The 22,826-nt window shown below is 58.8% G+C and carries 20 protein-coding genes and 3 pseudogenes; 9 read left to right on the top strand and 14 right to left on the bottom strand.

Features of this window, described 5'->3' with window-relative positions:
- Positions 1-325 precede the first annotated feature (325 nt).
- Positions 326-820, top strand: coding sequence for a hypothetical protein (locus tag J7024_RS16005; protein WP_234745298.1), 495 nt, complete (start codon positions 326-328; stop codon positions 818-820).
- Between the two features lie 437 nt (positions 821-1,257).
- Here J7024_RS16005 and J7024_RS16000 read toward each other — a convergent pair whose 3' ends face one another.
- The gene (locus J7024_RS16000) at positions 1,258-3,015 is read right to left on the bottom strand and encodes an ATP-dependent nuclease (protein WP_234745297.1); all 1,758 of its coding nucleotides are present in this window, start codon (positions 3,013-3,015) and stop codon (positions 1,258-1,260) included.
- A 205-nt stretch (positions 3,016-3,220) separates the two neighbouring features.
- Between J7024_RS16000 and J7024_RS15995 the strand changes: the two are divergent.
- Positions 3,221-3,793: pseudogene (locus J7024_RS15995) on the top strand (recombinase family protein); the annotation flags it as partial.
- A 104-nt stretch (positions 3,794-3,897) separates the two neighbouring features.
- Here J7024_RS15995 and J7024_RS15990 read toward each other — a convergent pair.
- Positions 3,898-4,200: a helix-turn-helix domain-containing protein gene (locus J7024_RS15990; RefSeq protein WP_234745296.1), complete on the bottom strand. Its 303-nt coding sequence runs from the start codon at positions 4,198-4,200 to the stop codon at positions 3,898-3,900.
- A gap of 145 nt (positions 4,201-4,345) precedes the next feature.
- Here J7024_RS15990 and J7024_RS15985 point away from each other — a divergent pair, with 145 nt between their 5' ends.
- The 3 genes from J7024_RS15985 to J7024_RS15975 all read left to right on the top strand — a co-directional run bounded on the left by J7024_RS15985 (position 4,346) and on the right by J7024_RS15975 (position 6,683).
- The gene (locus tag J7024_RS15985; protein ID WP_234745295.1) at positions 4,346-5,350 is read left to right on the top strand and encodes a lysozyme inhibitor LprI family protein; all 1,005 of its coding nucleotides are present in this window, start codon (positions 4,346-4,348) and stop codon (positions 5,348-5,350) included.
- A gap of 154 nt (positions 5,351-5,504) precedes the next feature.
- Entirely contained in the window at positions 5,505-5,810 is a 306-nt protein-coding gene (locus J7024_RS15980; RefSeq protein WP_175796063.1) for a hypothetical protein, read from the top strand.
- A 78-nt stretch (positions 5,811-5,888) separates the two neighbouring features.
- On the top strand, positions 5,889-6,683 hold the full coding sequence (locus J7024_RS15975) for a nucleoside 2-deoxyribosyltransferase (protein WP_175787166.1): 795 nt from the start codon (positions 5,889-5,891) through the stop codon (positions 6,681-6,683).
- A 56-nt stretch (positions 6,684-6,739) separates the two neighbouring features.
- On the opposite strand, the gene J7024_RS15970 is transcribed toward J7024_RS15975, so the two are convergent.
- The 5 genes and pseudogenes from J7024_RS15970 to J7024_RS15950 all read right to left on the bottom strand — a co-directional run bounded on the left by J7024_RS15970 (position 6,740) and on the right by J7024_RS15950 (position 12,363).
- Positions 6,740-8,590: a recombinase family protein gene (locus tag J7024_RS15970; protein ID WP_175796064.1), complete on the bottom strand. Its 1,851-nt coding sequence runs from the start codon at positions 8,588-8,590 to the stop codon at positions 6,740-6,742.
- Positions 8,591-8,653: 63 nt separating this feature from the next.
- Positions 8,654-9,448: pseudogene (locus J7024_RS15965) on the bottom strand (ComEC/Rec2 family competence protein); the annotation flags it as partial.
- Between the two features lie 57 nt (positions 9,449-9,505).
- Positions 9,506-10,294, bottom strand: a complete 789-nt coding sequence (locus J7024_RS15960; protein ID WP_124829382.1) for a TatD family hydrolase — start codon at positions 10,292-10,294, stop codon at positions 9,506-9,508.
- Positions 10,295-10,358: 64 nt separating this feature from the next.
- On the bottom strand, positions 10,359-11,117 hold the full coding sequence (gene lolD, locus J7024_RS15955) for a lipoprotein-releasing ABC transporter ATP-binding protein LolD (RefSeq protein WP_390679623.1): 759 nt from the start codon (positions 11,115-11,117) through the stop codon (positions 10,359-10,361).
- A complete protein-coding gene (locus J7024_RS15950) occupies positions 11,110-12,363 on the bottom strand; it encodes a lipoprotein-releasing ABC transporter permease subunit (RefSeq protein WP_124829384.1) in 1,254 nt (417 codons plus the stop codon). The genes lolD and J7024_RS15950 overlap by 8 nt, the downstream gene beginning before the upstream one ends.
- A 251-nt stretch (positions 12,364-12,614) precedes the next feature.
- On the opposite strand from J7024_RS15950, the gene J7024_RS15945 reads away from it, so the two are divergent.
- The gene (locus J7024_RS15945; protein ID WP_234745294.1) at positions 12,615-14,039 is read left to right on the top strand and encodes a site-specific integrase; all 1,425 of its coding nucleotides are present in this window, start codon (positions 12,615-12,617) and stop codon (positions 14,037-14,039) included.
- Positions 14,040-14,173: 134 nt separating this feature from the next.
- Positions 14,174-14,626: a hypothetical protein gene (locus J7024_RS15940; protein ID WP_234745293.1), complete on the top strand. Its 453-nt coding sequence runs from the start codon at positions 14,174-14,176 to the stop codon at positions 14,624-14,626.
- Positions 14,627-14,913: 287 nt separating this feature from the next.
- On the opposite strand, the gene J7024_RS15935 is transcribed toward J7024_RS15940, so the two are convergent.
- The 7 genes from J7024_RS15935 to J7024_RS15905 all read right to left on the bottom strand — a co-directional run bounded on the left by J7024_RS15935 (position 14,914) and on the right by J7024_RS15905 (position 20,358).
- Positions 14,914-15,408, bottom strand: coding sequence for a hypothetical protein (locus J7024_RS15935; RefSeq protein ID WP_234745292.1), 495 nt, complete (start codon positions 15,406-15,408; stop codon positions 14,914-14,916).
- Positions 15,409-15,586: 178 nt separating this feature from the next.
- Positions 15,587-16,093: a hypothetical protein gene (locus J7024_RS15930; protein WP_234745291.1), complete on the bottom strand. Its 507-nt coding sequence runs from the start codon at positions 16,091-16,093 to the stop codon at positions 15,587-15,589.
- A gap of 4 nt (positions 16,094-16,097) precedes the next feature.
- Complete coding sequence (locus tag J7024_RS15925; RefSeq protein ID WP_175787184.1) at positions 16,098-16,727, bottom strand: hypothetical protein; 630 nt, start codon at positions 16,725-16,727, stop codon at positions 16,098-16,100.
- Positions 16,728-17,644: 917 nt separating this feature from the next.
- Entirely contained in the window at positions 17,645-18,064 is a 420-nt protein-coding gene (locus J7024_RS15920) for a hypothetical protein (RefSeq protein ID WP_234745290.1), read from the bottom strand.
- A 158-nt stretch (positions 18,065-18,222) separates the two neighbouring features.
- Positions 18,223-18,408: a hypothetical protein gene (locus tag J7024_RS15915; RefSeq protein ID WP_234745289.1), complete on the bottom strand. Its 186-nt coding sequence runs from the start codon at positions 18,406-18,408 to the stop codon at positions 18,223-18,225.
- A 308-nt stretch (positions 18,409-18,716) separates the two neighbouring features.
- Positions 18,717-19,190 carry a hypothetical protein gene (locus J7024_RS15910; protein ID WP_175787192.1) on the bottom strand — a complete coding sequence of 158 codons (474 nt, stop codon included), beginning with the start codon at positions 19,188-19,190 and terminating at the stop codon, positions 18,717-18,719.
- Between the two features lie 58 nt (positions 19,191-19,248).
- Entirely contained in the window at positions 19,249-20,358 is a 1,110-nt protein-coding gene (locus J7024_RS15905; protein ID WP_234745288.1) for a hypothetical protein, read from the bottom strand.
- A 1,058-nt stretch (positions 20,359-21,416) separates the two neighbouring features.
- Between J7024_RS15905 and J7024_RS15900 the strand changes: the two genes are divergently transcribed.
- Positions 21,417-22,493, top strand: a complete 1,077-nt coding sequence (locus tag J7024_RS15900) for a regulator (RefSeq protein ID WP_175751599.1) — start codon at positions 21,417-21,419, stop codon at positions 22,491-22,493.
- Between the two features lie 10 nt (positions 22,494-22,503).
- Positions 22,504-22,826, top strand: a pseudogene (locus J7024_RS15895) (single-stranded-DNA-specific exonuclease RecJ); the annotation flags it as partial.

Genomic DNA, 22,826 nt, shown 5'->3' with positions numbered 1-22,826 from the left:
TGCAATGGTCGCCTACCATTGCCTCGTTGTTGGCGGCAGTCCCGGCAATTTGAGTGACAATGGGTCGGACTGAAGCAGCAGTCACACCTATGACACTTCGCAGGCCAGCGAACTGGCGGTTGAGACCAAGTGGATCAAAGCAGGGGCGGCAGTAAAGTCGCCGCCATTGATTGACCGGCAACTTTTTCACAAAAAGCTGCGGATTTGTGGTATAATGTGAGGTTGGATAAAATATTTTTTTGTCTAAATAGACTGAGTGTCAATGTTACTTAGAAATATGAAAACCTCAGTCGAAGTGCCTCACCCCGGAGCGACGGATCAATGGGTGGAGTGGATTGAAGCACAGCCCGTACAAGGTTGGCGAATCGTAACACTCGAATACCCGAAATGGACGCGCAGAGAGATGTGGTCAGCGCCGATCATGCACACTATGCGTGAGCTAGACCAGACCTTCCTCAAAGGCGGACTTGCAAGACTAAACAAGGAAACTGGCGCGACAAAACTGCGCCGGGTGATTGCCCTTGGTGGGGATCGAACTCTTGGTGTGCCATTTCACGCCCATTGCCTTGTCGACGGCATTGGTGACGACGATAGATTTCAGCAGCGATTGCACATCGCTTGGGCCAACAACGTGCGCAAGCACACAAATGGCACTTTCTGCGAGCGCGAAGCATTGACGTACTCGCGTCGGGCGATCAATGGAATCGCAGAATATATATATTATGTAGTTCGGCACGAAGGAAACGATCTGAAATTTGGGGTTGATAAGATTGACGTGTCGAATAGCTACCTAACACCATCTACGTCCCGGCGAACCTGAAACCCTTTCGTGCAGCGTAGATGATGACCTATATGATGGAATTTCCCGAATGGGGCTAGGATCATGGTTGGACACCATGAGTCATAGTCACGTCTATAAGATTAGAGATTGATGCGCCTTGAAATCTAGTGGCCCATGAACAATAACCCCTGATTGGATTGGTGAAACCGCTCAGACGGAGTAGTAGCATCAGAAAAAATCACTCCTCCGTCATGATTGGTCTTCATTTTTTGACCTATCCGTTCAAAGTTGCACCCAGCGACCATTGAACATAAGTGTTCCCGCCCATCCTGCCGGAAACCGACGAAGCCCCAACAGCGGGGCTTTAATGGGATAGTCAGCCCAATCCTCACTCAGTGCTACGCTGAGTGAGGATTTCATCCTTTCAGGGGGAGCATTGATATAGCATCACCGGCCGGCAATATGCACAGAATGCATCAAGCAAGCTCCCAGATACTCGCAACAAACTCGCGCGCATCTCGCAATTCGGAATCCGTGGCTAGATCCCTCTTCATAACTTCGTTGACCCACTTCGTCCCGTGCCCGCCGACAGATTTACAGAAGCATTCCATCTCCCCCACTTCAACGATGCGAATTCCAATCTGTAGCAAATAAGCATGTATCAGCTGATATGCCTTTGTTGCGTCTCCGGCTGGAACGAAGGATTTTCCTGAAAGCTTTGCAAGCGCCCAAGGGGAGCCTCGCTTTACGACATTTCTTATCTTTTCCGCGTCAGATTCGGTTATCACATTACCTGATTTTGCCAAGATATCAGCGATTTCCCTTTCCACATCCTCTTTGGAAAGTTCCTTTTTCTGAGCCTTCATTGCAGAGTGAAGGATATTGAAATTTTTCGATATTTCTTCCCAATTCCCACCCAATCCGGTAACGATGCTGCGTAGTGGGTGTTCCGATGAGAGAATGTCAAAGTCTGCGACAACGCGAATCGGTACTCCGAGGCTGCGGAGTGCCGGTACAATTGATCGAAAGCGATCTTTGCCGCCAACATGTGCGAATAGCAAATGTGGTCGCCGAATTCTAGGCTGCGTTCGCACTATTGCTTCCAGTACGGCGGAGTAGAACTGACAGTCAGTATCGGCTTCGCACAACACAACCCCGTCGTGAAATACCCCGTCAAGGAGGTTTGAATGCCTCAGTAGCGGGTCTTCCCAAAGCGTGTTCAATGCTGCGCTGTTGAGTTCAATTGGGTGGTTTGTGCCCTCGTTCCGCGTCAAGCGCACAATTTTTACGTTCTGTGCGTTTGCGTCAAGAATGCCTCGAAGAAAGTCGCCGCTGTGCGTGGATACGATCACTTGGCGTCCTTTTGGCTTCTTGTTCGCCAGTAAGGCACCGAGGTAGCGGGCCTGCGGTGGGTGCAAAAATGCTTCAGGCTCATCCAGCAGTGTCACGAATGGCTTCCAAACAAAGACACGTAGCAAGCAACCCAAAAAGCTACGCATCCCGTCGCCCTGTTCATGCGCTAACGGAAGTTTGATGAGTCTTTCAAGATAAGCCTTAGATACACGATCTTCGCCTTCAATTGGAATAGGCCGATCTCCGCAGTGGAGTGGAATTATTCCGCCGTCTCCGCGATTTACGACGACATCCAAATTGAATGCTTCGTGAAAGAAATTGGAAATCTCTGTTTCGAGATTATCATCCCTGTACAGTTGCTGGATAGGGTTTGAGATTGCATCACCCCGAGAAAAGCTAATCGCGGGGGCGGGATTAGCAATGGTGAGCCGCGTCTCTGTATCTAACAGTTCGATGCAATGTGCACCTAGAATTTTCTTTCGCCACGGTTCATTGCTGGCAAACCAACTGAGTGCCGTCTGACGGGGATGTCGTGAGCCTCGGTGCGGCAGTTGCGGAGATGCGCCGGGGGCGTCGGTAATTGCGTCTTCAGACAACAGCCAGGATTCGACTGCTTGAAGGTCGGCTGTATAAGAACTTTCAACTGTGCGTACGACAAGCCCTTCATACGTGCCAATCCCGTACATATCTGTCGAAAAATGCGCTTGTATATCCTTCAGCGTACGGCTTTTGCCAGTATTGTTGCCCCCGACAATTACCACCAAATCATCTTCCCCAATTTCTAACCTTGTTTCGTCATTGAAATTTAAGGCGGTGATGCGGAAATGAAAGGGTTCGGTGTGATCGGGGTCTTCGTCCGCTCTTACTGTGGTCGCGTCCATCGAGTGTATCCGTGCGTGTGTGAATGGGTCTTGTAGCGAAGAAAATATGATACGCAAGGTTAATGAAAACCACACCTACTAGCGCGAGGCGTCCGAAATCGAGTGTTTTGGTACATCCAGATTTCAGATGTCCAAAAAATAGCTTGTTTCTGTTTCGTACAGCCTGTATGATTCGTACTCCCATTACGGACACATCAAGGTGCCAATGACACGAATCTTTGCTTACTGCCGGGTATCGACAACCGACCAGACCACAGACAATCAAGTACAAGAAATCGAAGCGGCCGGGTTTGCAGTAACGAAGCAACGCGTCATTTGTGAAACGGTTTCTGGGTCAGTACCAGCACTTGAGCGGAAGGGCTTCGCAAAGCTGCTGGATCGACTGGAAGAAGACGATGTGCTGATCGTCACAAAACTGGACCGGTTGGGACGTAACGCGATGGACGTACGAGCGACGGTCGAACGATTGGCGTCTGTTGGTGTTCGCGTCCACTGTCTTGCCCTCGGCGGCGTAGACCTGACCAGTCCGGCAGGTCGCATGACAATGCAGGTCATCAATGCCGTGGCCGAATTCGAACGCGATCTTCTCATCGAACGAACTCAGGCAGGTCTTCGTCGGGCCAAGGCTGAGGGAAAGACGTTTGGGCGTCCGTCTGCACTGACTGAATCGCAGCGTGCGACTGTCATGGACCAACTGAATGCAGGCGTGCCTGTGGCGCAGATTGCCCGAGAGATGAAGACTAGCCGTCAGACCATCATGCGTGTCCGGGAATCAATGGCATCGACGCAGACGGACTTCACGGGCATCGGGCCGGATGGGGTTCCGTACGCACTGGCCGACTGGTCTGAACGTCGGAAGTCGCGCGGCCAGAAACTGACAGACTAATCAGATACTTCGTCAATGAAGGCAACGACCTTGGAGCGTTGCTTCTTGTTCAGGCGATGGAATTTCAGAAGCAGTTCAGCTTCGTCATCATTGACCGAATGAAGGTAGGCGACGGGCACATCTAGGACAGCGGCGATCCGTTCGACCAGTGGTGCATCCGGCACGCGCTTACCTAGTTCGTAGCGGTTCATGCGTGCGCTGGCCGACATTGGATCAAGTCCGGCTTCGATGCCGAGACGTTCCTGAGAAAGTCCGGTTCGTAAGCGTGCCGCTCTGAGCCGTTGAGCGAATACCGACATGCTTGCCTTCAGGTTGCTGAAGACAAAGATCGTCGTGGTTTGGCTCGTCCCAAATGCTACCGATTTGGTAGTATTTGGCCGAACCGGGTACCAGTGGCGCTGACAACGACCTACCCACATCCAGGCACAGAAGAGGAAGACCTATATGAAGAAATGTCCATACTGCTACGAACCCATACAAGACGAGGCTATCCGGTGTAAGCACTGCGGGGCGGACTTCGCCGCCGCCTTGGCAAATGCGCGGGTAGCCGAAGCGGCACAGAAGGCTGAGGCGCGCGACAAAAGAGATGCAAAGGTAATTGGGTGGATCATCGGACTTATCGGGGCAGCGATTTTCTGCGTCGTGGCCTTCTTTGCGGTCGGGCTACTGGGGCTGAAATACGGGGTTGTCAGCCTTGCATTTGCGCTCGCGTTTCCGTGGGTCGGCATGCGTGCATTCGCCTTTGGGGCCGCCGTTCGACATGACATGAAGCCTGACATGATCATCGCGTCCAGCATGACCGATCTATACGCGCAAGAGATGAAGCTTGAAGTGGGGCCGCCGTTGTTCATGGCTGCCGTGGCGTTTGTCGGTACTGCCTGCCTCTTGGCGGCGATTCTTTACGGCATTCATCGAATCGACGGTGGTTCAGTGCATCATGCTGACGCAGAGTTGGCGGTGGCTACCATCACGGAGGCAGCAACCGGACATGGGGCATCGGTTGCATCCCCGGTGGCAACTGCCTCCTCTACTGGCGAGGGTGCAGATGCGGCTAATACGGCGACGCGAGTTCAATCGACCGTAGAGACGGCCGACAATCAACGGGCCGGTGCGTCAACTCCTGAGAGTGCTGACACAGGCGGAGCGAATGCAGCGTCTGGCGTTGAAATTGCCGGAAACTCCCCATCTGCCACCCCGGGGGTTCAGGCTAGCTTCGACTGCGGGAAAGCTGTGTCAAAGATCGAGAAGCTGATCTGTTCGACGCCTGAAACAGCCGACGCGGATCGTCGGCTGAACGCTGCTTATTCCGCCGCGCACGCGAAAACGAACGATCCAGTTGGCCTGAAAGATGATCAGCGTCAGTGGTTGAAGGAGCGCAACGCATGCGATGACGCGGCGTGCCTGCTGAATGTGACCCAAGTCCGAATCCAGAGGCTGTCCGCAATGTAGCGGTACTGAGATGCGATTAGCTGATGCTGAATCTCGGCATCAACGGAGAACCGCCCTATGGTGAAAGCCTGACGGCGGTTTTTCTCTTTCGTGGCCCGGTGTTGGACGCGGGTCCGGTACAGTGACATGTCCACGGTGGATCAGATGAACAATAGTGAACCGGCAAGCGCCCATCGAACAGAAACATGAACTGGCGCGGCGGCTAAACGAAGATGTGTTCCTACCGGTCTTCACCATCGACTTCGACGGGGACCTTGCTGTCTCCTACGTCTTGCCGTTTGGTGGCGGAGGACTCATCGTTGGAAACTTCATGTCCATCGTGAACAGGTTCGCGTCGCTGTTGGAATTCGTAGTCGAGACGTACAACGGCGACGGATTGATCGATTTCGGTGCGCCGACAACGGTGCACGCCGTGGCCGACGCAGGATCAGGGCCGACCAGTGGAGAATTGCTGCATTGATGGGGAGCGGCTGACGATTGCGGACTGGCCGGGAGTAAAATCTTGCGTCAGTTCCTTTGCGTAAAGTGAGAGCGTCCCATGCCGATTTGCTTCGTAATTCAGCCTTTCACCGACACCTACAACAAGCGATACGACGATCTGTACAAGCCAGCTATTGAAGCGGCGGGGATGACGGCCTATCGGGTCGATCAGGACTCTTCGGCGACCGTGCTAGTTGAAGCAATCGAGAAGAACATTAAGCGGGCGGCGGTGTGCCTTGCGGACATCACGGACGATAACCCGAACGTCTGGTATGAACTTGGGTTCGCATATGCAGCCGGACGGCCAGTCGTCATGGCCTGTTCGGATGAACGGCAAAAGGCCGGGAAACGATTCCCGTTCGACATCCAGCACCGGGCCATCGTTACATACAAGACCGAATCCCCAAGAGACTTTCAGACGTTCACGGACAGATTGACCGAAAAGTTGAAGGCCATGCTTGAACAGGGGGAAGTGCTGGAAGAGATGGCAGAACAGGCAAGCGTAGCCAGCGTTGACGGTCTTTCATCGCAAGAACTGAACGTTCTCGCGGTGACAGCCAGCAGCGTCGCTATGGACAGCTACGCTACATCTCTTTTTGGTGTGAAAAATGACTGTGAACGGGCAGGATTGAACAATCTGGGATTCAATCTCGGTCTGCGCAGATTGAAGGCGAAGAAGTTCATCGAAGCGGTGGAACTACAAGACGAACAGAATGGCGATCCATATCCCGGCGTCCAAGTAACCGAGATGGGTTGGCAGTGGATTGAAGCAAACGAAGACAAGTTCACGTTTCATTCGTCAAGCGCGAAGAAGTCTGGCTTCGAAGCGATGGATGACAGCATTCCGTTCTGACCGCAGTTCCCGTGGCGCGGCGCGTACGGGGACGCGGCAGACTTGGTAATCGACAATCAGGGCGTCGCCAGTGAAGGCTGCCCTTCAGGATCGACCGCAAACACCGGTGTCTCATCAAGACCGGCCACGATTCGAGCGGTGGCAGGGTCATCGAAATCAGGATAGACAACGCGGAACCCGCCGTTGACTGTTTCGATGGCGAAGAATCTGCCAATGTCCTTCCTAGATGCGTACCGACCACGATTCCCGCGTCCCTGTCTTCTCGGTTCAATGGGATACGTTTCGGCCACGTATCGATCCACCTGATCCGCGACCAAACCGGCATCGATCAGTGACGCTCGCTGTCGTTCCACCTGTTCGTGCGTGAACAGTCGTCCGGCGGGGTACAGCGTAACCGTTGCAATGGTCCTTCTGAACTGGGCCGCGAGCGCCGCCCGGACACGGAACAGTTCATCGCTTGCTATTGACTTCATTGTGTCGATCATCGACCGTGCGGTCTTCGCTGTCGATGTCAGTTCTTGGTGTGCGGCACGATGCAGGTTCAGTTCAGTCGCAAGCTCCGTCTCAGTGCGCCGCAAATCACTCACTTCCTCTTCCAGCAGGCGAATCCTCTCAACTAACGAGGCGGGGGCGTTGCCTTCTTCGATTGCGACCATCAGGTTTTTGATGCGAGCGTCCTTCGCCAAAATTTCGGCTTGAGTGCTGCGTATTTTTTCATCAAGCGTCAGTTCGCGACTTTCGTTGTGCCCGGATCGCACATCGGCCAACACCTTCTCGAATTCAATCCCACGGCAAAAGGACAGGAAACTCGTCTCGAAGTCCCTGTGCGCCCACTGAACTGCATAGCATCCCAAGCCGCGTCGCCCACCGTCGCAGACCAACACCTTCTTCGGAGGACGCTGCATTTCCTTGCCGTCTGCACTTCGAATCCGTCTTGCCGCTGCGCCCGCGATAACCATCGGGCTGCCGCAATACCCGCATCGAAGCAGGCCACTTAGCAGGTTGGGTATCGTCTCGCCCTTTCTGGCCTTGCCGCCGCCGACCGCATTCTGCGACCGGTAGGCTTGCAGGGAATAGAACTCCTCTTTCGAGATGAGAGCGGGATAGTAGTCGGCAACTGGTTCGCCATGTGGGATCGCTCGACCACCTTCAAATATGCCCGGTTGATACTCGCCATAGAGGGCCGGAGAGGTCAATATCTTCTGAATGTAGCTCGGATGCCACCCCTTCGGATTTCCGGAGAAGCTTGGCACCGACCGAGAATTCAGCGTCTTGGCGATGATCGTTTGCCCCATGCCGTTCTTAGCGAGAGAAATGACCTCTCGGACCACCGAGACGCGCTCCGGAACGAATTCGAACTGACTTCTGTCATCGCTTAGACGCATCCACAGCGGGCATCGCGCGGTCAACTTCTTCTCATGAAGCCGAGAGCGTTTGTTCGTCCATGCAGCCTTCAGGCGCTTACTTTTCGTCAGCGATTCTTCGTGTGCACGCGACATGATCGTGATCGACACGATGAGGTCGGCGGTATTGTCGGTAGCCGCGTTGTACACCCTGCCATCCGAGAGGGTCACGATGGTGATTCCCCGGTTCACAATCGACAGGAACAGGTTCAATGCTTCCATCACGCGATCCCGAGACAGACGGTCGAGCGATTCGACAAGCAGGTATGAACCGGGAACGACCCGCCCCTCATCGACTGCTGCCAGGAAGCCACCGAGCGCGCCGCGAGTGATGTTGGACCCGTCAAACGCCGACACGCCAAGGTCGTGAAGGTGCAGCGACGTGTCGAGCGTTAATCCGTGATCGTGCGCGTACCGCTCGGACAGTTCTTTCTGGCGGCGCAGTGAGTCCCCCTTTTTCTGTTCGGGAGTGGAGAACCGGATGTAGGAATACGCTGTCGGCAAGGTCGATCCATCAGGTGTAGCGAGGTCGCTGGATTGTACCAGTCACACGTGTGTTGATCACCACGATCTTGCGACCAGATGGCTCGTGCCCGTACTGCGCAGCACGTGCCAGTCGTCGCCGCCGATGCCCGATTGATCTCCGACCGCGAGCGCGGTAACGATGCCGCGATGACGCGCATCGCTGCCCAGCACTGCGCCGATACGGGTACGCAGCGCGTCGCGCAGCCGATCGATCGATGCGTGCCACCCCGACGCGCGTGCATCGAGCAACGCCGAGCGCTGCGGCGCCACGACGTAGCCGATCGCACGAATGCCGGCGGCCAGCCATGCCGCTTCGCTGTCGCGCACGCCGGGATTGGCCTCGGCATGCGGACGCTTCAATCGCACGACCAGGCGCCAGCGCTGCGCGGCGCGCAACGCTGGCATCGCATCGCGTGCCGCCGGCGGGCCCCACGACAACCGGATCAGCGGCGGGAAACGGGGTAGCCCCGCATCGTTCGATTCGACCGCGAACAGCAGCCGCGCGCCCGTGTCGTCGATCACCGGCAACCCGCGGATGACGCCCGTGACGACGATATCGCGCCCTTCCCGCTCGACGGGAAGGCTATCGCGCAGCCGCCACTCGGCGCGTGCGGCTGCATAGCCGAAGCCGATCGCACACGCCGCGCTCGCGCAGAGCATCCAGCGCAGCGCGCTGGTCGCGCGTGTCCGACGGCGTCGCGCACACCATGCGAACGACGTGCCGCATACGACGACGAGCACGGCCGCGCCGGCCACCCAGGCGCCCGCGCCCGGCAACGCCGCCTGCCGCTGCAGCACGACGACGCCGAGCGCGAACGCGATCCACCACACGCGCATCGCGCCTCCTCGTCCATTCCGCGCCGTCGTTGCAAATCCGGCGCCTGCCGGCAACGATTATGCGGACGAAAGCGTGAGGCGCGGCAACGCGGCGAGCGCGTTAGCCGTTGTGGATAGGGACAGTGCGTGCGCGTCGATCCCGCGCAGTTCGGCAAGCACTTCGCCGATGCGCGGCACCTGGTCGGGCGCGTTGCGGGATTTGTACGCCCATTCGGGCGCGATGTCGGGCGCGTCCGTCTCGACGACGATCGATTCGACCGGCAATTGCGTCGCGAGCCGGCGAATCTGCAACGCGCGTGCGAAGGTCACGTTGCCGCCGAAGCCGAGATGCAGCCCTTGCGCGAGATACGCATCGGCCTGCTGGAAACTGCCGTTGAACGCATGCGCGATGCCGCGCCGCACGCCGAAGCGGCGCAGCCCGGCGAGCACGCGATCCTGCGACTTGCGCACGTGGCACAGCACCGGCAAGTCGAATTCGCGTGCGAGCTCGAGCTGCCCCTGATAGAAGAATTGCTGCCGGCCTTCGTCGAGCCCCGGCACGAAGTAGTCCAGGCCGATTTCGCCGATCGCGACGAAGCGCGGATCGTCGATGCTCGCCTCGATCTCCATGCGCAGCCGGTCAAGATCCGCGTCGCGCGCATGCGGCGTGAACATCGGATGAATACCGAGTGCATAAACCGCGCCCGGCGTGCGCTGCGCCAACTCGCGCACCGTCGTGAAATTGTCGCGCCCGACGCTCGGGATCACGATGCGCGACACGCCGGCCGCGCGCGCCGCCTGCGCGACCGCGTCGCGGTCGGCGTCGAATTCGGCGGCATCGAGATGGCAATGCGTATCGATCCACATGTCGGCTTTCCTGCGCCCGGGTTGCCGCGCCGGAACCAACCGGCAGCCCGACGCGGACGTTCGTTTACACCGGCAGCGCCGGCTCCTCGTACAGCACGCCGTCGCGCAGGCGCATGATGCGGTCGCAGCGCGCAGCGAGCTCGGGATCGTGCGTGACGATCACGAAGCTCGTTTCGAGCGTCTCGGACAATTCGAGCATCAGGTTGAACACCGTATCGGCCGTCCCGCCATCGAGGTTCCCGGTCGGTTCGTCGGCGAGTACGCACGCCGGCTTCGTCACCAGTGCGCGCGCGATCGCGACGCGCTGGCGTTCGCCGCCCGACAGCTCGCCCGGCCGGTGTTTCGCACGCGGGCCGAGACCGACCCGCTCGAGCATCGCCTGTGCCTGCTCGCGCGCGTCCTCGGTGGTCATCCGGCGGATGCGCAGCGGCATCGCGACGTTGTCGAGCGCGGTGAATTCCGGCAGCAGGTGATGGAACTGGTAGACGAAGCCCAGCGCGCGATTGCGCAGTTCGTTGCGCTCGCGCTCGGCGAGCTGCGTAAACGGCTTGCCGAGCAGCGACACCTCGCCCGCGCTCGGCTCGTCGAGGCCGCCCAGCACGTGCAGCAGCGTGCTCTTGCCCGAACCGGATGCACCCACGACCGCGAGCTTCTCGCCGCGCCGCACCGTCAGCTCGGTGTTGTTGAGCACCTGCACATTGAAGCCGCCCTGCACGAAGGCCTTCGTGATCCCGCGCGCCTGAAGCACGTATTCCTGCATACCTGCCGAATCCTGTCTGATGGGTTGTCGTGAATCCGCGAATGCGGTCGCGCGGTCATTCATAGCGGAGCGCCTCCGCCGGCTTCACCTTCGCGCCGCGCCAGCTCGGATAGAGCGTCGCGACGGCCGACAGCGCGAACGCGATGAGGCCGATCCTGATCACGTCGCTCGCGACGAGCTCGGACGGCAGCTCGCTGATGAAGTACACCGACGGCGGCAGGAACTGCACGCCGAACAGATGTTCGATCATCGGGATCAGCCACGGAATGCTCCACGCGATCAGGCAGCCGAGCGCGACGCCCGTCGCGGTGCCGACGAAGCCGATCGTCACGCCCTGCACGACGAAGATCTTCATGATCGAGCCCGGCTGCGCGCCGAGCGTGCGCAGGATCGCGATGTCGGCCTGCTTGTTGGTCACGGTCATCACGAGCGACGACACGAGGTTGAATGCGGCCACCGCGATGATCAGCGTGAGGATGATGAACATCATCCGCTTCTCGATCTGCACGGCCGAGAACCACGTCTTGTTCTGCTGGGTCCAGTCGCGGATATACAGGCTGCCCGACAGCGTATGCGACAGCTCGACCGCGACCTGCGGCGCCTTCTGCATGTCGGTGAGCCTCAGCCGCACGCCGGTCGGCGCCGTCATCCGGAACAGCGCCTCCGCGTCGCGGATGTTGATCATCGCGAGCGTGCTGTCGTATTCGTAGTGGCCCGACTCGAACACGCCGACAACCGTGAACTGCTTGAGCCGCGGCATCATCCCGGCCGGCGTGATCGTGCCTTCGGGCGCGACGAGCGTGACCTTGTCGCCGACCGTCACGCCGAGATTGCCGGCGAGCGCGTCGCCCAGCACGATGCCGAACTGGCCGGGTACGAGCGCGCTCAACTGGCCCGCCTTCATGTCCTTGCCGATGTCCGACACCTGCGGCTCGAGCGACGGCTCGACGCCGCGCAGCATCACGCCGCTCACCGCGTCCTGGCGCGTGAGCAGCGCCTGCGCGTCGACGTACGGCGCCGCGCCGATCACCTGCGGATTGCGGCGCGCTTCCTGCGCGGTCAGTTGCCAGTCGGGCATCGAGCCGGTCGGCGAGAATACCTCGACGTGCGCGAGCACCGACAGCATGCGGTCGCGCACTTCCTTCTGGAAGCCGTTCATCACCGACAGCACGACGATCAGCGCCGCGACGCCGAGCGCGATCCCGAGCATCGAAACGAGGGCGATGAAGGAAATGAAGCCGTTGCCGGTCGTGCGTTTGCCGGCGCGCGTGTAGCGCCAGCCGATCTGCCATTCGTACGGAAGTTTCAAGCGAATCCTTTCTGCTGGTTACGGCGGGGAGGCGGCCCGCGGCGGACCGCCATCCGGCGGCGCCCCGCCGGCCGGGCGCGGTCGAAAAAACGGTCGCCGGACGCAATCGGGCCGTCAGCCGGCCCGATCACGCGCGCAGTTTGCCATAAACCGGCGTGCTACACTTAACCCTTTGATTTTCGGGGAAATCCTTGTCGGACAAGGACTTACGGGGTGTTGTGGCCGGTGTTACATCCACCGAGGGTGACACCATGACCAATCATTTGCTGCGACGGGGCTCTAGATACTATGTCCGCCGTAAAGTTCCCGCCGACCTCGTTGAACACCTTGCCAAGCGTGAGATAGTACGCGCCCTTGGCACGTCCGACCCAGCCGAAGCCCGCCGCATTGTCCGGGAGGCGAGCGTACAGATTGACCAGGAGTTTGACGCAGCCCGCGCCGCACTACTCGGCACCCCACCCCGAACACCTACGCCGCACCCGCAGTACGTGACGATTACTCGGCGGGAGGCCGACGAGGCAGAACTCCATATGCACGAGGCCGCCGACCTTTTCGCGCAGCCGCTAGAGGAGCAGTACGAGGAACACGACAGGCTGCTAGCCCGCGAGGCCCGCCGGCGCGAAGTGCACGAGCGACAGGTAGCCGCGTACGCTGAGGCATTGCGCCGCGTCGGAGCGGTTCCGGGGCCGCACCCCTCAATACCCCACACACCCGCCCCGCCGGCCGCTCCCGTGGCGGCTACGTTGTCCCTGGCCGCGCTGGTTGAGAGGTGGACCAAGGAGCGACAGCCTACCGGCGGGACCGTTGAGCAAATGAATCTCGTTGTAGGTCGGTTCTACGAGCACATCGGGCGTATCCCTCTCCCGTCCGTCACGCGTCAGCACGTCGTCTCGTTCAAAGAGAAGCTGCTGGAATCCGGCCTCGCTACGTCAAGCGTCAATAGGTACGTAGGCCAGTTCTTTACGCTGATGAACTATGCGGCCGATAGCATGCTCATTCCGGCTCCAATCCCGCGTGTGACCGTCGTCGTAAAGCGTACCGACAAGTCCCGCGTGTCGTTCAATGAGGCGGCTATTGGGGCGATTTTCTCAAGCCCGGTCTATACAGATGGTTTGCGCCCCGTCCGTGGCGCGGGAGAGGCCGCCTATTGGGTACCCCTGCTCGGTCTATACACGGGCGCACGTATTGAGGAGCTATGCCAGCTCACCCCATCCGACGTGTTCGAGGAATCCGGACATTGGTGCATACGGTTCGTAAATGACGAGGCCGAGGGTCAACGAGTGAAGAACGCCGGGAGCGTTCGCCGCATCCCGTTGCACGCGGAGCTTCTCCGGCTTGGCTTCCTTGAGTACGTTGCCTCGCGTCGAGACCAAGGGCGTCTATTCGATCTAGTCCCCGACCGGCACGGGCGCGTATCGCCAACCTGGGGGAAGTGGTTCGGAGACTACCTCCGTCGTGTATGTAAAGTAACGGACAAACGTATGACGTTTCACAGCTTCCGTCACCTGTTCAAAGACGTATGCCGTATGCACGGAATTAGCCGAGAGGTTGCGGACGCGTTACAGGGGCATAGCGACGGCTCCGCATCTAGCGGATACGGCGGCGAGTTCTACCCGCTCCGCCCGCTTGTGGACGCTATCGCGCGCTTTGAGGTTCCCGGAATGCCTAATCCGTAGGGTACGTATTACGCGCAAGCATATATACAAAACGATTGACATTAGTTTTGCATCCCTCAATAAATCTTGCCTTGGGTTTACCATCGGCCGTAAACTTGCGTCCGCTGTCCAGACCATACGTTAAGAGATAGACCATGAATAACAGCAGGATAGAAATCAAGAGCGTTGCAGCTACTGTAAAATATGCGGGAATTCTCCGCCCTATTAACGCGCTGTATGTCACACTGAAACAGCAGACGCCCGCAGCAAACCATTCCTTTAATATTCCAGCGAGTACGCTGCTCGGTTTGCCGGATGAAGTGCTTCGGTTCGCGGCGTGCATCGATCCCGCACAGCCCGTCTCACCCGAGAATGCGGCACATGTGGTGCATTTCACGCTGAAGGATCGTACCAAGACGGCCTGTAAACGCGTGCTCGATACGCTGGTGTACTACGGCTTTCGTATCGTGAGGCAAACCAAGCGCGCCGGCGTAATTACTGTAATTGTTCGGTATTGCGCTGGCAACATGGCGGAGGCGCTGGGAGAGCTAACCAAGACTCTCCCTATCGCGCCAAACGTTCGCTTTGGGCCTTTTAAATTTGCGTAAATATCAAATCGCCCCGTTACCTCTAGGCCCGCATGTGCGGGCCTTATTTTTTGATTAAGTCGCTGCGCCCCTGCTTGCTGACGCCAGCAGCCTATCGACGCTCTCTATCGGAATCTGTCCGCATGCGTTGAGCGGGATTCGATAGCGAGCCAGCATCGTAGCTACCGTATTCCGACTCCTTCCCAGCATTTCAGCCGCTTGTGTGATGGTGACGTGCGGCGGGCGCGGATGGCGGCCGGCGTAAATCTCTACGGCCTTTATGGCAGTGTTCAATACATCTGCTTCGGTCATACGTCCTCCGTGGGGTTAGTGATAAACGGCCGTGCTTTTGGTAGTTCTCCTTTCTCGATTGCGGATGAAGCGGCGACCAAGTCCGCAAGCTTCAAACATTCCTCCAATACACCGGACAAATACGTCCGCGCCTCCCGAGCGGCTACAGCTTTCTTCCACGTCGCGTGTAGTGGCTCGACGCGCTTTAGTAACTCAGTGTGACGGGCGGTCCCAGCCTTGTTAACTTCAGCTAGTGCCCTATCCTCTGTCGGGTCATAGTTCTTGAGGCCGAGTTTGCGGCGGGCACGCACATAAGACTCCTCTAGGGGCTGCATCATCGCGGACACCTCATCGAAGCACGCCATAAGCGTGTTCCGCTCGTGCTCCAGATTCCGCAGAGCGCCCCGGGTCAACTTCGGTTGCTCTTGAATCGCCTTGACTGCCTCCCGCAACTTCCGCGCATCAAATACCAGCAAATTCACGTCGCCCGGATTCGCCTTGATAGGGTCCATACAACCTCGCCGTTGGTTAGCGCCAAAGCTCCATACTAAACGAGGTTGGATATTCAGGTAGTTTTCCTAAATGATTGACAGGATTACTGTACCCGCTTCATCTCCCCTTATAGTTGGCCGTAACGAATTTGGGACGCATAGCCGCCCTGGCCGCGCATGTTCTGCGACATGCGCTTATCTACAAATGCCTGCATATGCGCCTGCATCGCTTTAAGGTCATCGGGCGACCACCCATGACGAGCATAGAGCCGCCGAACGCCTTATAGTTGCCCTGCGAAAGCTCGTGCATGAGAACGAGCATTTCCCGCTGTACGCCCTTGTTCTTGAGCATGGCGGCGGAAAACTCGTGCGTGTGACTCGTAGCCGATGCAATCTGCTGCGTGTATGCGCTAAAGGCAGTGCCGGCCCCTAGCTGCTCCGCACGGAGAGAGGCTAGCTGAGCCTGTGTCTTGCCTGCCGTCTGCGCCATGCGATCAAGCTGCATGGTTGCCTTGGCGATCTGCTGGACCTGTTTCGCAGTAGCTGCGCCCGACTCGTCTAGAGCCTGCTGGAACGTCTCCAGTACTTGCTTAGTGCGGCCCGTTTGTTCGGCGTACTTCGTGATTCGGTCCCGAGCACTATCCATTGCTGCGGTAAAACCGGATGCGTCAGCAGTAACCTTGACGTTAACTGATTTATCTGCCAATTATTCAAATATCCTTATTAATAGATTCTCGATTGCTTATCTGCTCGACCGTAGCCCGCGCATGTGCGGCTTTGTCCAGCGCGATAAACTGACCTACCCCTATGTCCCGCATCGCAAGCACAATACGCAGTGGTATAAAATCCCCGGCAAAACGAATGCCTAGGTAGTACCAAGGGAGGTCAGTCGCATACGTCCTGCAACGGCCATACGGATACCATGCCGATCCCATCCACACACCATCAACCTCGAACCGGGTTCGTACGGTATGCTCATCGCTTGGGGCCATGTTGGTTCCTGCTCGAACAATGTCCCGAATGTCCAGGCCCTTTACTAGACTTGCGGGGTTGTACCCGTAGTGGCTGAGGATTCCGGAAACCAGGTTTTTAGCGCGTAAGCTCAGTGCTCGGCTCAAGCGGGCCGGGTTGAATGGTCTACTCAGGGACATGGCTTTTGTGATTAACTGCCCCATATCCTCCCTGGTTCCGATTGCTAGATCTGGCGTTTCGCATAGAGTCGTAGCTAAAACAGTTGCGTAGTTCTTCGAATCGTTGTCCGTATGAACCGTGGTCTCGACGGTTACGGCAACACCGATGCTTGCTGCGGATAGCTCCTGTTCAGCGGCTTTGGTCCGCATATTGAGTCGTACCGCTGTCGCTACTACATCCCGGGTAGTCAAAGCGTGAGAGGTTCCATAGGTTCCATGTTTTTCAAAGGGGTATCAACGCAGGACCGCACTACGGTCTTATAAGGGTTTGCGGGCGGGATTTCGTAACATGTTCCAAGTTTCGAACACTACCCTACCCACATTAATTACGGATTACTTACGTTTCATATGTCTATGCTCCTGATAGATGGGAGGTACTGATTGGTGGGTCTCAGCACGGACCGGGGTTGAGGGAGTCTCTACAGAGAGGGGCGGGTGGGTCAAATTGCGGAGGGCAAAAGGTCGTGACACCGAGTGGTCCCAGTCGATTTAACGAGAAAAGCAAAAGTTGTACTTTTTCAGCAGGGAACAGCCCGCAAACCCTTATCCCTGAAGGAAAGCGCCGCAATACAGCCCGTTCTTTTAGTGCACACCGGATACCGGCAATTCGGCCGGGTTCGAGGGCCACCCGAGACTGTCCTCAGGTATCTCCACGCCAGCCTCACGTACAACGTGCAGCCATACCCCCGGCATAAGGTCTCCGGTACATACACTGCCCCATTTCTCCCAAAGCTTCTGGCGGGTCTCCAGCGGGCTGCTACGGGTCTCGTATTGCCCCCCAGCAGTCCTCTTGAGGCCAAGCCCCAGCCGTCGAGTAAGGGACGCCTCCTGCCTCGCCAACCGATCTACAGCAGCGTGAACCGGATTCGGCTTCGTACTACCGGATGCGGTCGCAACGGTAAGCGGAGCTTTCCTAGCCTCCGCGCGTGCCGTGTCGAGCTGCGCACGCAGTTCCGCAAGCTGGCCCGCCAGCAGCCGGTCTGCCTCGGTCCATTCCATCCGCTGCGCTGTAATGGCGCTTAGATGCGTAGCCGCGCCCCTTGGCTTTCTGGTAACTCGTGCCACGGCTATTTGGCTCCGAAAAGTGCGGCCTGGGCGGCCTTACGTCTATCCATCTCATCCTGAACAGCCTTCAGGCTATCGGCCTTACTGCCCCGCTCTACTTCGCTAAGGTCATAGCCCGCTGCTGTCATATCGCGTTCAATCTCGATCATGTCGAGGGACACACGGCTAATTTCTAGCCACTCCCTCCACTCGCGTTGAGCTTGTTCGATAGCCTCCATAGCCTTCCGGCGTGCGGCGTTACGACTTCTCCCCGGAGTGCGTGCCTTACGGGCCTGCTCCCAAGCAGCAGAGGCAAGCAATCGCGTCTCGTTAGCTTTACGGATCGCAGTTTGTGCTTGTTGGTGCAGCCAACCGAGCTGGCCCCGGAAGTTCGCCACTACGGCGGTAGCGAGCCAGTTGTCTACGTCGGCGGCCTTATCCATACGCGCAATTGGAACCGGGCCAGAGGTCAGCCCCAGGCACCGGTTAGCGATTGCGAGGCGTAGCTCGTTGCTCGAAAGCTGCACCGGGCGCTTTGCGCCGCGTCTGTGAGTCGGAACGCCTACAGCCTGGGCTAGCTCGATCAACAACAGATTAGTTCTCACGCGTCTTGCTCCTGTAATTGCAGACCGATCAACCGGTGCTGTGCAGACGCCTTGATTTGGTCGTTACGGGCAATCTCTGTCCGCATTCGGGCGTTGTCCCGGTCTGCTTGCTTGATAAGCTCGTACAGGTGACACGCAAGCTCTGCCTGCAACTCAGTAACGATCTTGGTAGTTTCGTACATCCTAATCCTTTTGTGTTAGCAATCCTTAGGGTAGTAGCTAAGTACCATCTCCCCAATGCACCCTTTCGGAACCCCGTAACGGGCCGCCACGATAACTAAGCTGGCGTACTGCTCGGCCGTCATTACCGCGTCATAGGTGCAACTCAGATATAGTCCCGTAGCTTCGAACTTCGGGTGCTTGTCGTTTGAAAGGCGGTATGCGAGCCGCCTAAACTCGTTTCGGGACGTTTGCCCCGTTTCCTCACGGAGCCACCGCAGCCTTATTGCGGATTGCGCAGAAATCGCAAACCGGTATTGGCGCGGGCGTTTCACACGCTGATTTCCTTTAGCAGCGCGTCCAGTCGCTCCGCCGCTTCGTCGGCCTTCACGCGTTCCGCAAGCTCCCTGTTAAGCTCGCGTGCAACTTCCTGTGCGGCATGTGCGGTGCGGTACGGCTCGTCCACGGCAACCACGTCGATAATGCCGGCCCGCGCTTGGCTTCGCATGCGCTCCAAATGCGCGTTGGCTTTGCTCGTAACCTCTCGTTGCCGTTCGATAAGCCGCTGCAAATCTCGCCTACTTCGGACGGTACAAACCGCTTTCCTGCGAAGCTCCTCAACCTCCACTTTGATCCGTGCTAGAGCGGCTTCCAGCGTGGGCGGCGGGGTCGATCCAACGTACTTGACGCTACCATCCGGGCAACGCATATAGTCGGATTGCGCAAAGTGGTACTGGACCGCACCGCCGCTTTGAATGTGATCCGCAACGCTGCGCGGCGGCTTCGGAGTGAAAATCTTGCTCATAATACCCATATGGATTACTTATTAAATTTTAGCGAGTACCGCACCCGCCCCGTTAGTGTTAGGCCACGGTCACGGCGACCGGATTAACCATGAGTTTGTAGTCGACGTACCGCGTAATCTTGAAGGCGGTTTGGTCGGTCGTGAACATCGACACGGAGGCCGTACCTGCCGTATCCGGCGCAGTGTCGAGCACAATATCGGCGTCGTCGCTTTGCGCGATAATCTGCGGCCCGTCGAAAACCGCCGTGCGCTGTGCGTCCACGAGGAATAACTGTCCGTTCGGCACTGCCAATACAGCCAGTGCCGGGAGGTCGTAGAACGTGCCTCCGCGTGGGCCGATGTTCTGCTCCTGTGCGCTACGGAGCGTCGCAAGTGTTTGCGGGTTCCCCACCCAGCACGCGGTACGGAGGTCCCCGTTAAACGCATCAAAGGCCGCGTTGATAGTCGTGTGTGCCTGACCCGCCGCATCCGTCAGGCTCGCAACCATCGCAGCGTCTACCGCGTTATTTGCGGCGTTTTCTAGGTTGGTCTGGACGTAAGAGACTACGTTTCCGTCGTTATCCGAGTTAAGTAGCGCCTTGGTGAACACCATAAGCAAACCGAATTTACGCGTACCGTTGAGTACAAAATCGGCCCGATCAGGTGCGGCACCGGGATACCGTTTCCCCTCCGGGACTTCCGAAGCTGCCAGCAACGCGGCCTGAGTCAACACACGCACCTCCGGCGGCAATTTCGGCGCTCCCAGTTCGGCAAGCATCGTAACGAGGGACTTGGTTACGACTGGAACGAGTGGCGTAACGCCCTGTGCTTGGCTCGGATAAACGAGGTTCTGCGTCGTGTTGCCGAGCGGCGCAACTGCTGACTTCGTGACATCCCGGAGCTTGATCGCGGCAACTTCCGGTGTCACGGACTTTTCCGCTAGTATCCCTTCGATACTTTCCTCCGGCACTCCGCCGCGTCGTGCATCGCTGATTGCCTTGAGGATGTTCCCATCCACCCGCGCACGCGCGATCTTCTCCACGGTCGCCCCGTCGCTTGCCATCACGCGACGAAGCTCGTGCATATCGGGGTACTTCTTGGCAAACACGGCGCTACCAGGAACACCCTGGAGGATAGCTAGCTTGATCTGTTCGGGCGGCGTGAGGTGCGAGAGAATCGAATGATTCATTAACTTGTACTCCTAATTTATATAAAGTGAATTTGTCGGCCTTACTCTTACCGGCCAGCCCGTAGACCGAGCTAAGGCGGGCTGCCTACGTTGAAGCTTTGTTAGTCCTTGGGCGGCTCGGGGTCCGTGACAAAGACAATCGGCGCGCTCGGATCAAACGATGACGCGTCTTTGAAGTGGAATACGGCGGTCACCCCGCCGCCAAGTGATACGCGGTATGAATTGGTACGAACCGGCTCCGGCTCAGGAGGTCGGCCAAAGATGCGGGATAGCAGTTTTCTCACGCGGACAACTCTACAAGCCGCTCGGCCTGTTCTCGCATGAGGTCACATACAGACCGGTCCTGCTCTACGGCAATGAGCCGCAAGCTACGCAGCGTTTCCGGCATCACGCGGAGCGAAATTACCCGTGTACCCTCCTGCTCGTACGGCTTTGCCTTGGCGCTCTTTTGCACCTTTGTCATTTGTACTCCTATCAATTGTTTACAAAGAGAAATGGAAGCTCCTATGGCGTACCCCCTCTCGGAACGAAAAGGCGCATGCCGTAGGAGCCACCGCTGTAGGGCGTGCTCCCTCTAGTACAACGGCACAACCACCCTAGCCTGTGGATAACTTTCCGGCCACCCTCTCTAGTACTGTGGGGAGCTAGGCGCGGGAATCCGCACACCCAGCCGAGGCCCAGGCGCGCCCTCTAGTACGGCGTGGGAACCACCCTAGCCTGTGGATAACTTTCTGTGGCATACACTCTAGTACGGGCCGAGCTAGATTGCCTCTAGTACTCAGGGGTAGCTAGCACGGGAATCCCCGCCGCCCAGCCGAGGCCGCTGTAGGGCGTGCTCCCTCTAGTACTCCCGGAGGCTAGAGCGGCCCTCTAGTACTCCGACGAGGCACAACGGAATGTAGATAACCTACTCCTGTGGGGCAACCGCGCATACGCCCGTAGGCCGGTTGCGCGTGCTACCATTTGCACCTACTTTTGCTGTAACACCAACCTGTACCGGCTGCTACAGCCCCGCTTTTAAGTCCTTGATTTCTAAGGGTGCGTAGGTTTGCCATACAATGCGCACCATCATGCACGACCGACGCCTCCATTTTCTCGTTCCGTTCGCGCTGCCGTCGGCGGCCGATGCGGCCTCGTCCCTGCACACCCTGGACAGTCCCGCGCTCGAAAAGTTGCTCGCCCGCGCGAGCCTCGTCGAGCGCGTGACCGGCGAAGACTTCCAGCGCACGCTGCCGCACGAGCGCTGGCTGGCCCGCCAGTTCGGCGCGACCCAGGGCAACGCCGCCGACGAAGCACCGCTCGCGCCCTACATGCTGCTGGCGGACGGCGGCGACCCGGGCACACAGGCGTGGGCCTGCGTGGAACCCGTGCACGTCGAAATCGCGCACGATCACCTCGTGCTTGTCGATCCGTCGAGCCTCGCGCTCGACGACGGAGACGCGGCCGCGTTGCTGGCCGTTGCGCGTCCGCTGATCGAAGAGCTCGGCGTGCGGCTCGAAGCGCCACGGCCAACGCGCTGGTATCTGTCGAGCGAACAGCTCGCCCGCCTCGCCGGCGCCGCGCCGCTGCGCGCCAGCGGCCGCAACATCGAGATCTGGCTGCCGCACGAGGCGCACACCGGCGAACGCTCGCGGATGTGGATGAAGCTGCAGAACGAGGTGCAGATGGCCTGGTTCCAGCATCCGGTCAACGAAGCCCGCGAGGCGCGTGGCCTGCCCGCCGTCAATACGATCTGGTTCCACGCGCAAGGCACGCTGAAGCCGGTCGGCAAGCCGTTCGGGCGCGTGCTGTCCGCGTCGCCCGCGGCGCTCGGCCTCGCGCGCGCGGCTCAAGCCGACGCGGGTGCTCCGCCGGCCGCGTTCGGCGCGCTGCCCGCTACCGTCGGCGCGACGCTCGTCGAGTTGCCGGCGCTGACCACCCCGTTCATCGAACAGGACTGGGCGCGCTGGCACGACACGCTCGCCGCGCTCGAGCGCGACTGGTTCGCGCCGGCGCTGGCCGCACTGCAACACGGCGAGCTGGCGAGCGTCGATTTCACGCTGTGCGGCGACACGAGCTCCGTGACGCTGAATGCGACGCGCGGCGACCTGCGCAAGTTCTGGCGCCGCCGCGCGCTGGCGTCCCTGTTCGAATAACCAGGCCTGTATGACCCGGATCGTTACCCGCCCCGTCGCACCCGCCGACGCAGAAGCGCTTGCGCGCCACGGCGTGCACCCCGTCCTCGCGCGCCTGTACGCGTCGCGCGGCGTGCAGTCGCCGGCCGACATCGAAACGGCGCTCGCGCGCCTCGTCCCGCCCACCGAACTGAAAGGCTGCGTGGACGCCGCATCGCTGCTCGCCGACGCGATCGCCGACAAGCGGCGCCTGCTCGTCGTCGCCGACTACGACTGTGACGGCGCGACTGCCTGCGCGGTCGCGGTGCGCGGCCTGCGGATGTTCGGCGCGCAGATCGACTATCTCGTGCCGAA

Source organism: Burkholderia sp. WTPI3 (assembly GCF_021483755.1).
Classification (GTDB): Bacteria; Pseudomonadota; Gammaproteobacteria; order Burkholderiales; family Burkholderiaceae; genus Burkholderia.
The sequence above is the reverse complement of the archived record's forward strand: the minus strand, read 5'-3'. Positions and strand labels throughout refer to the sequence as shown.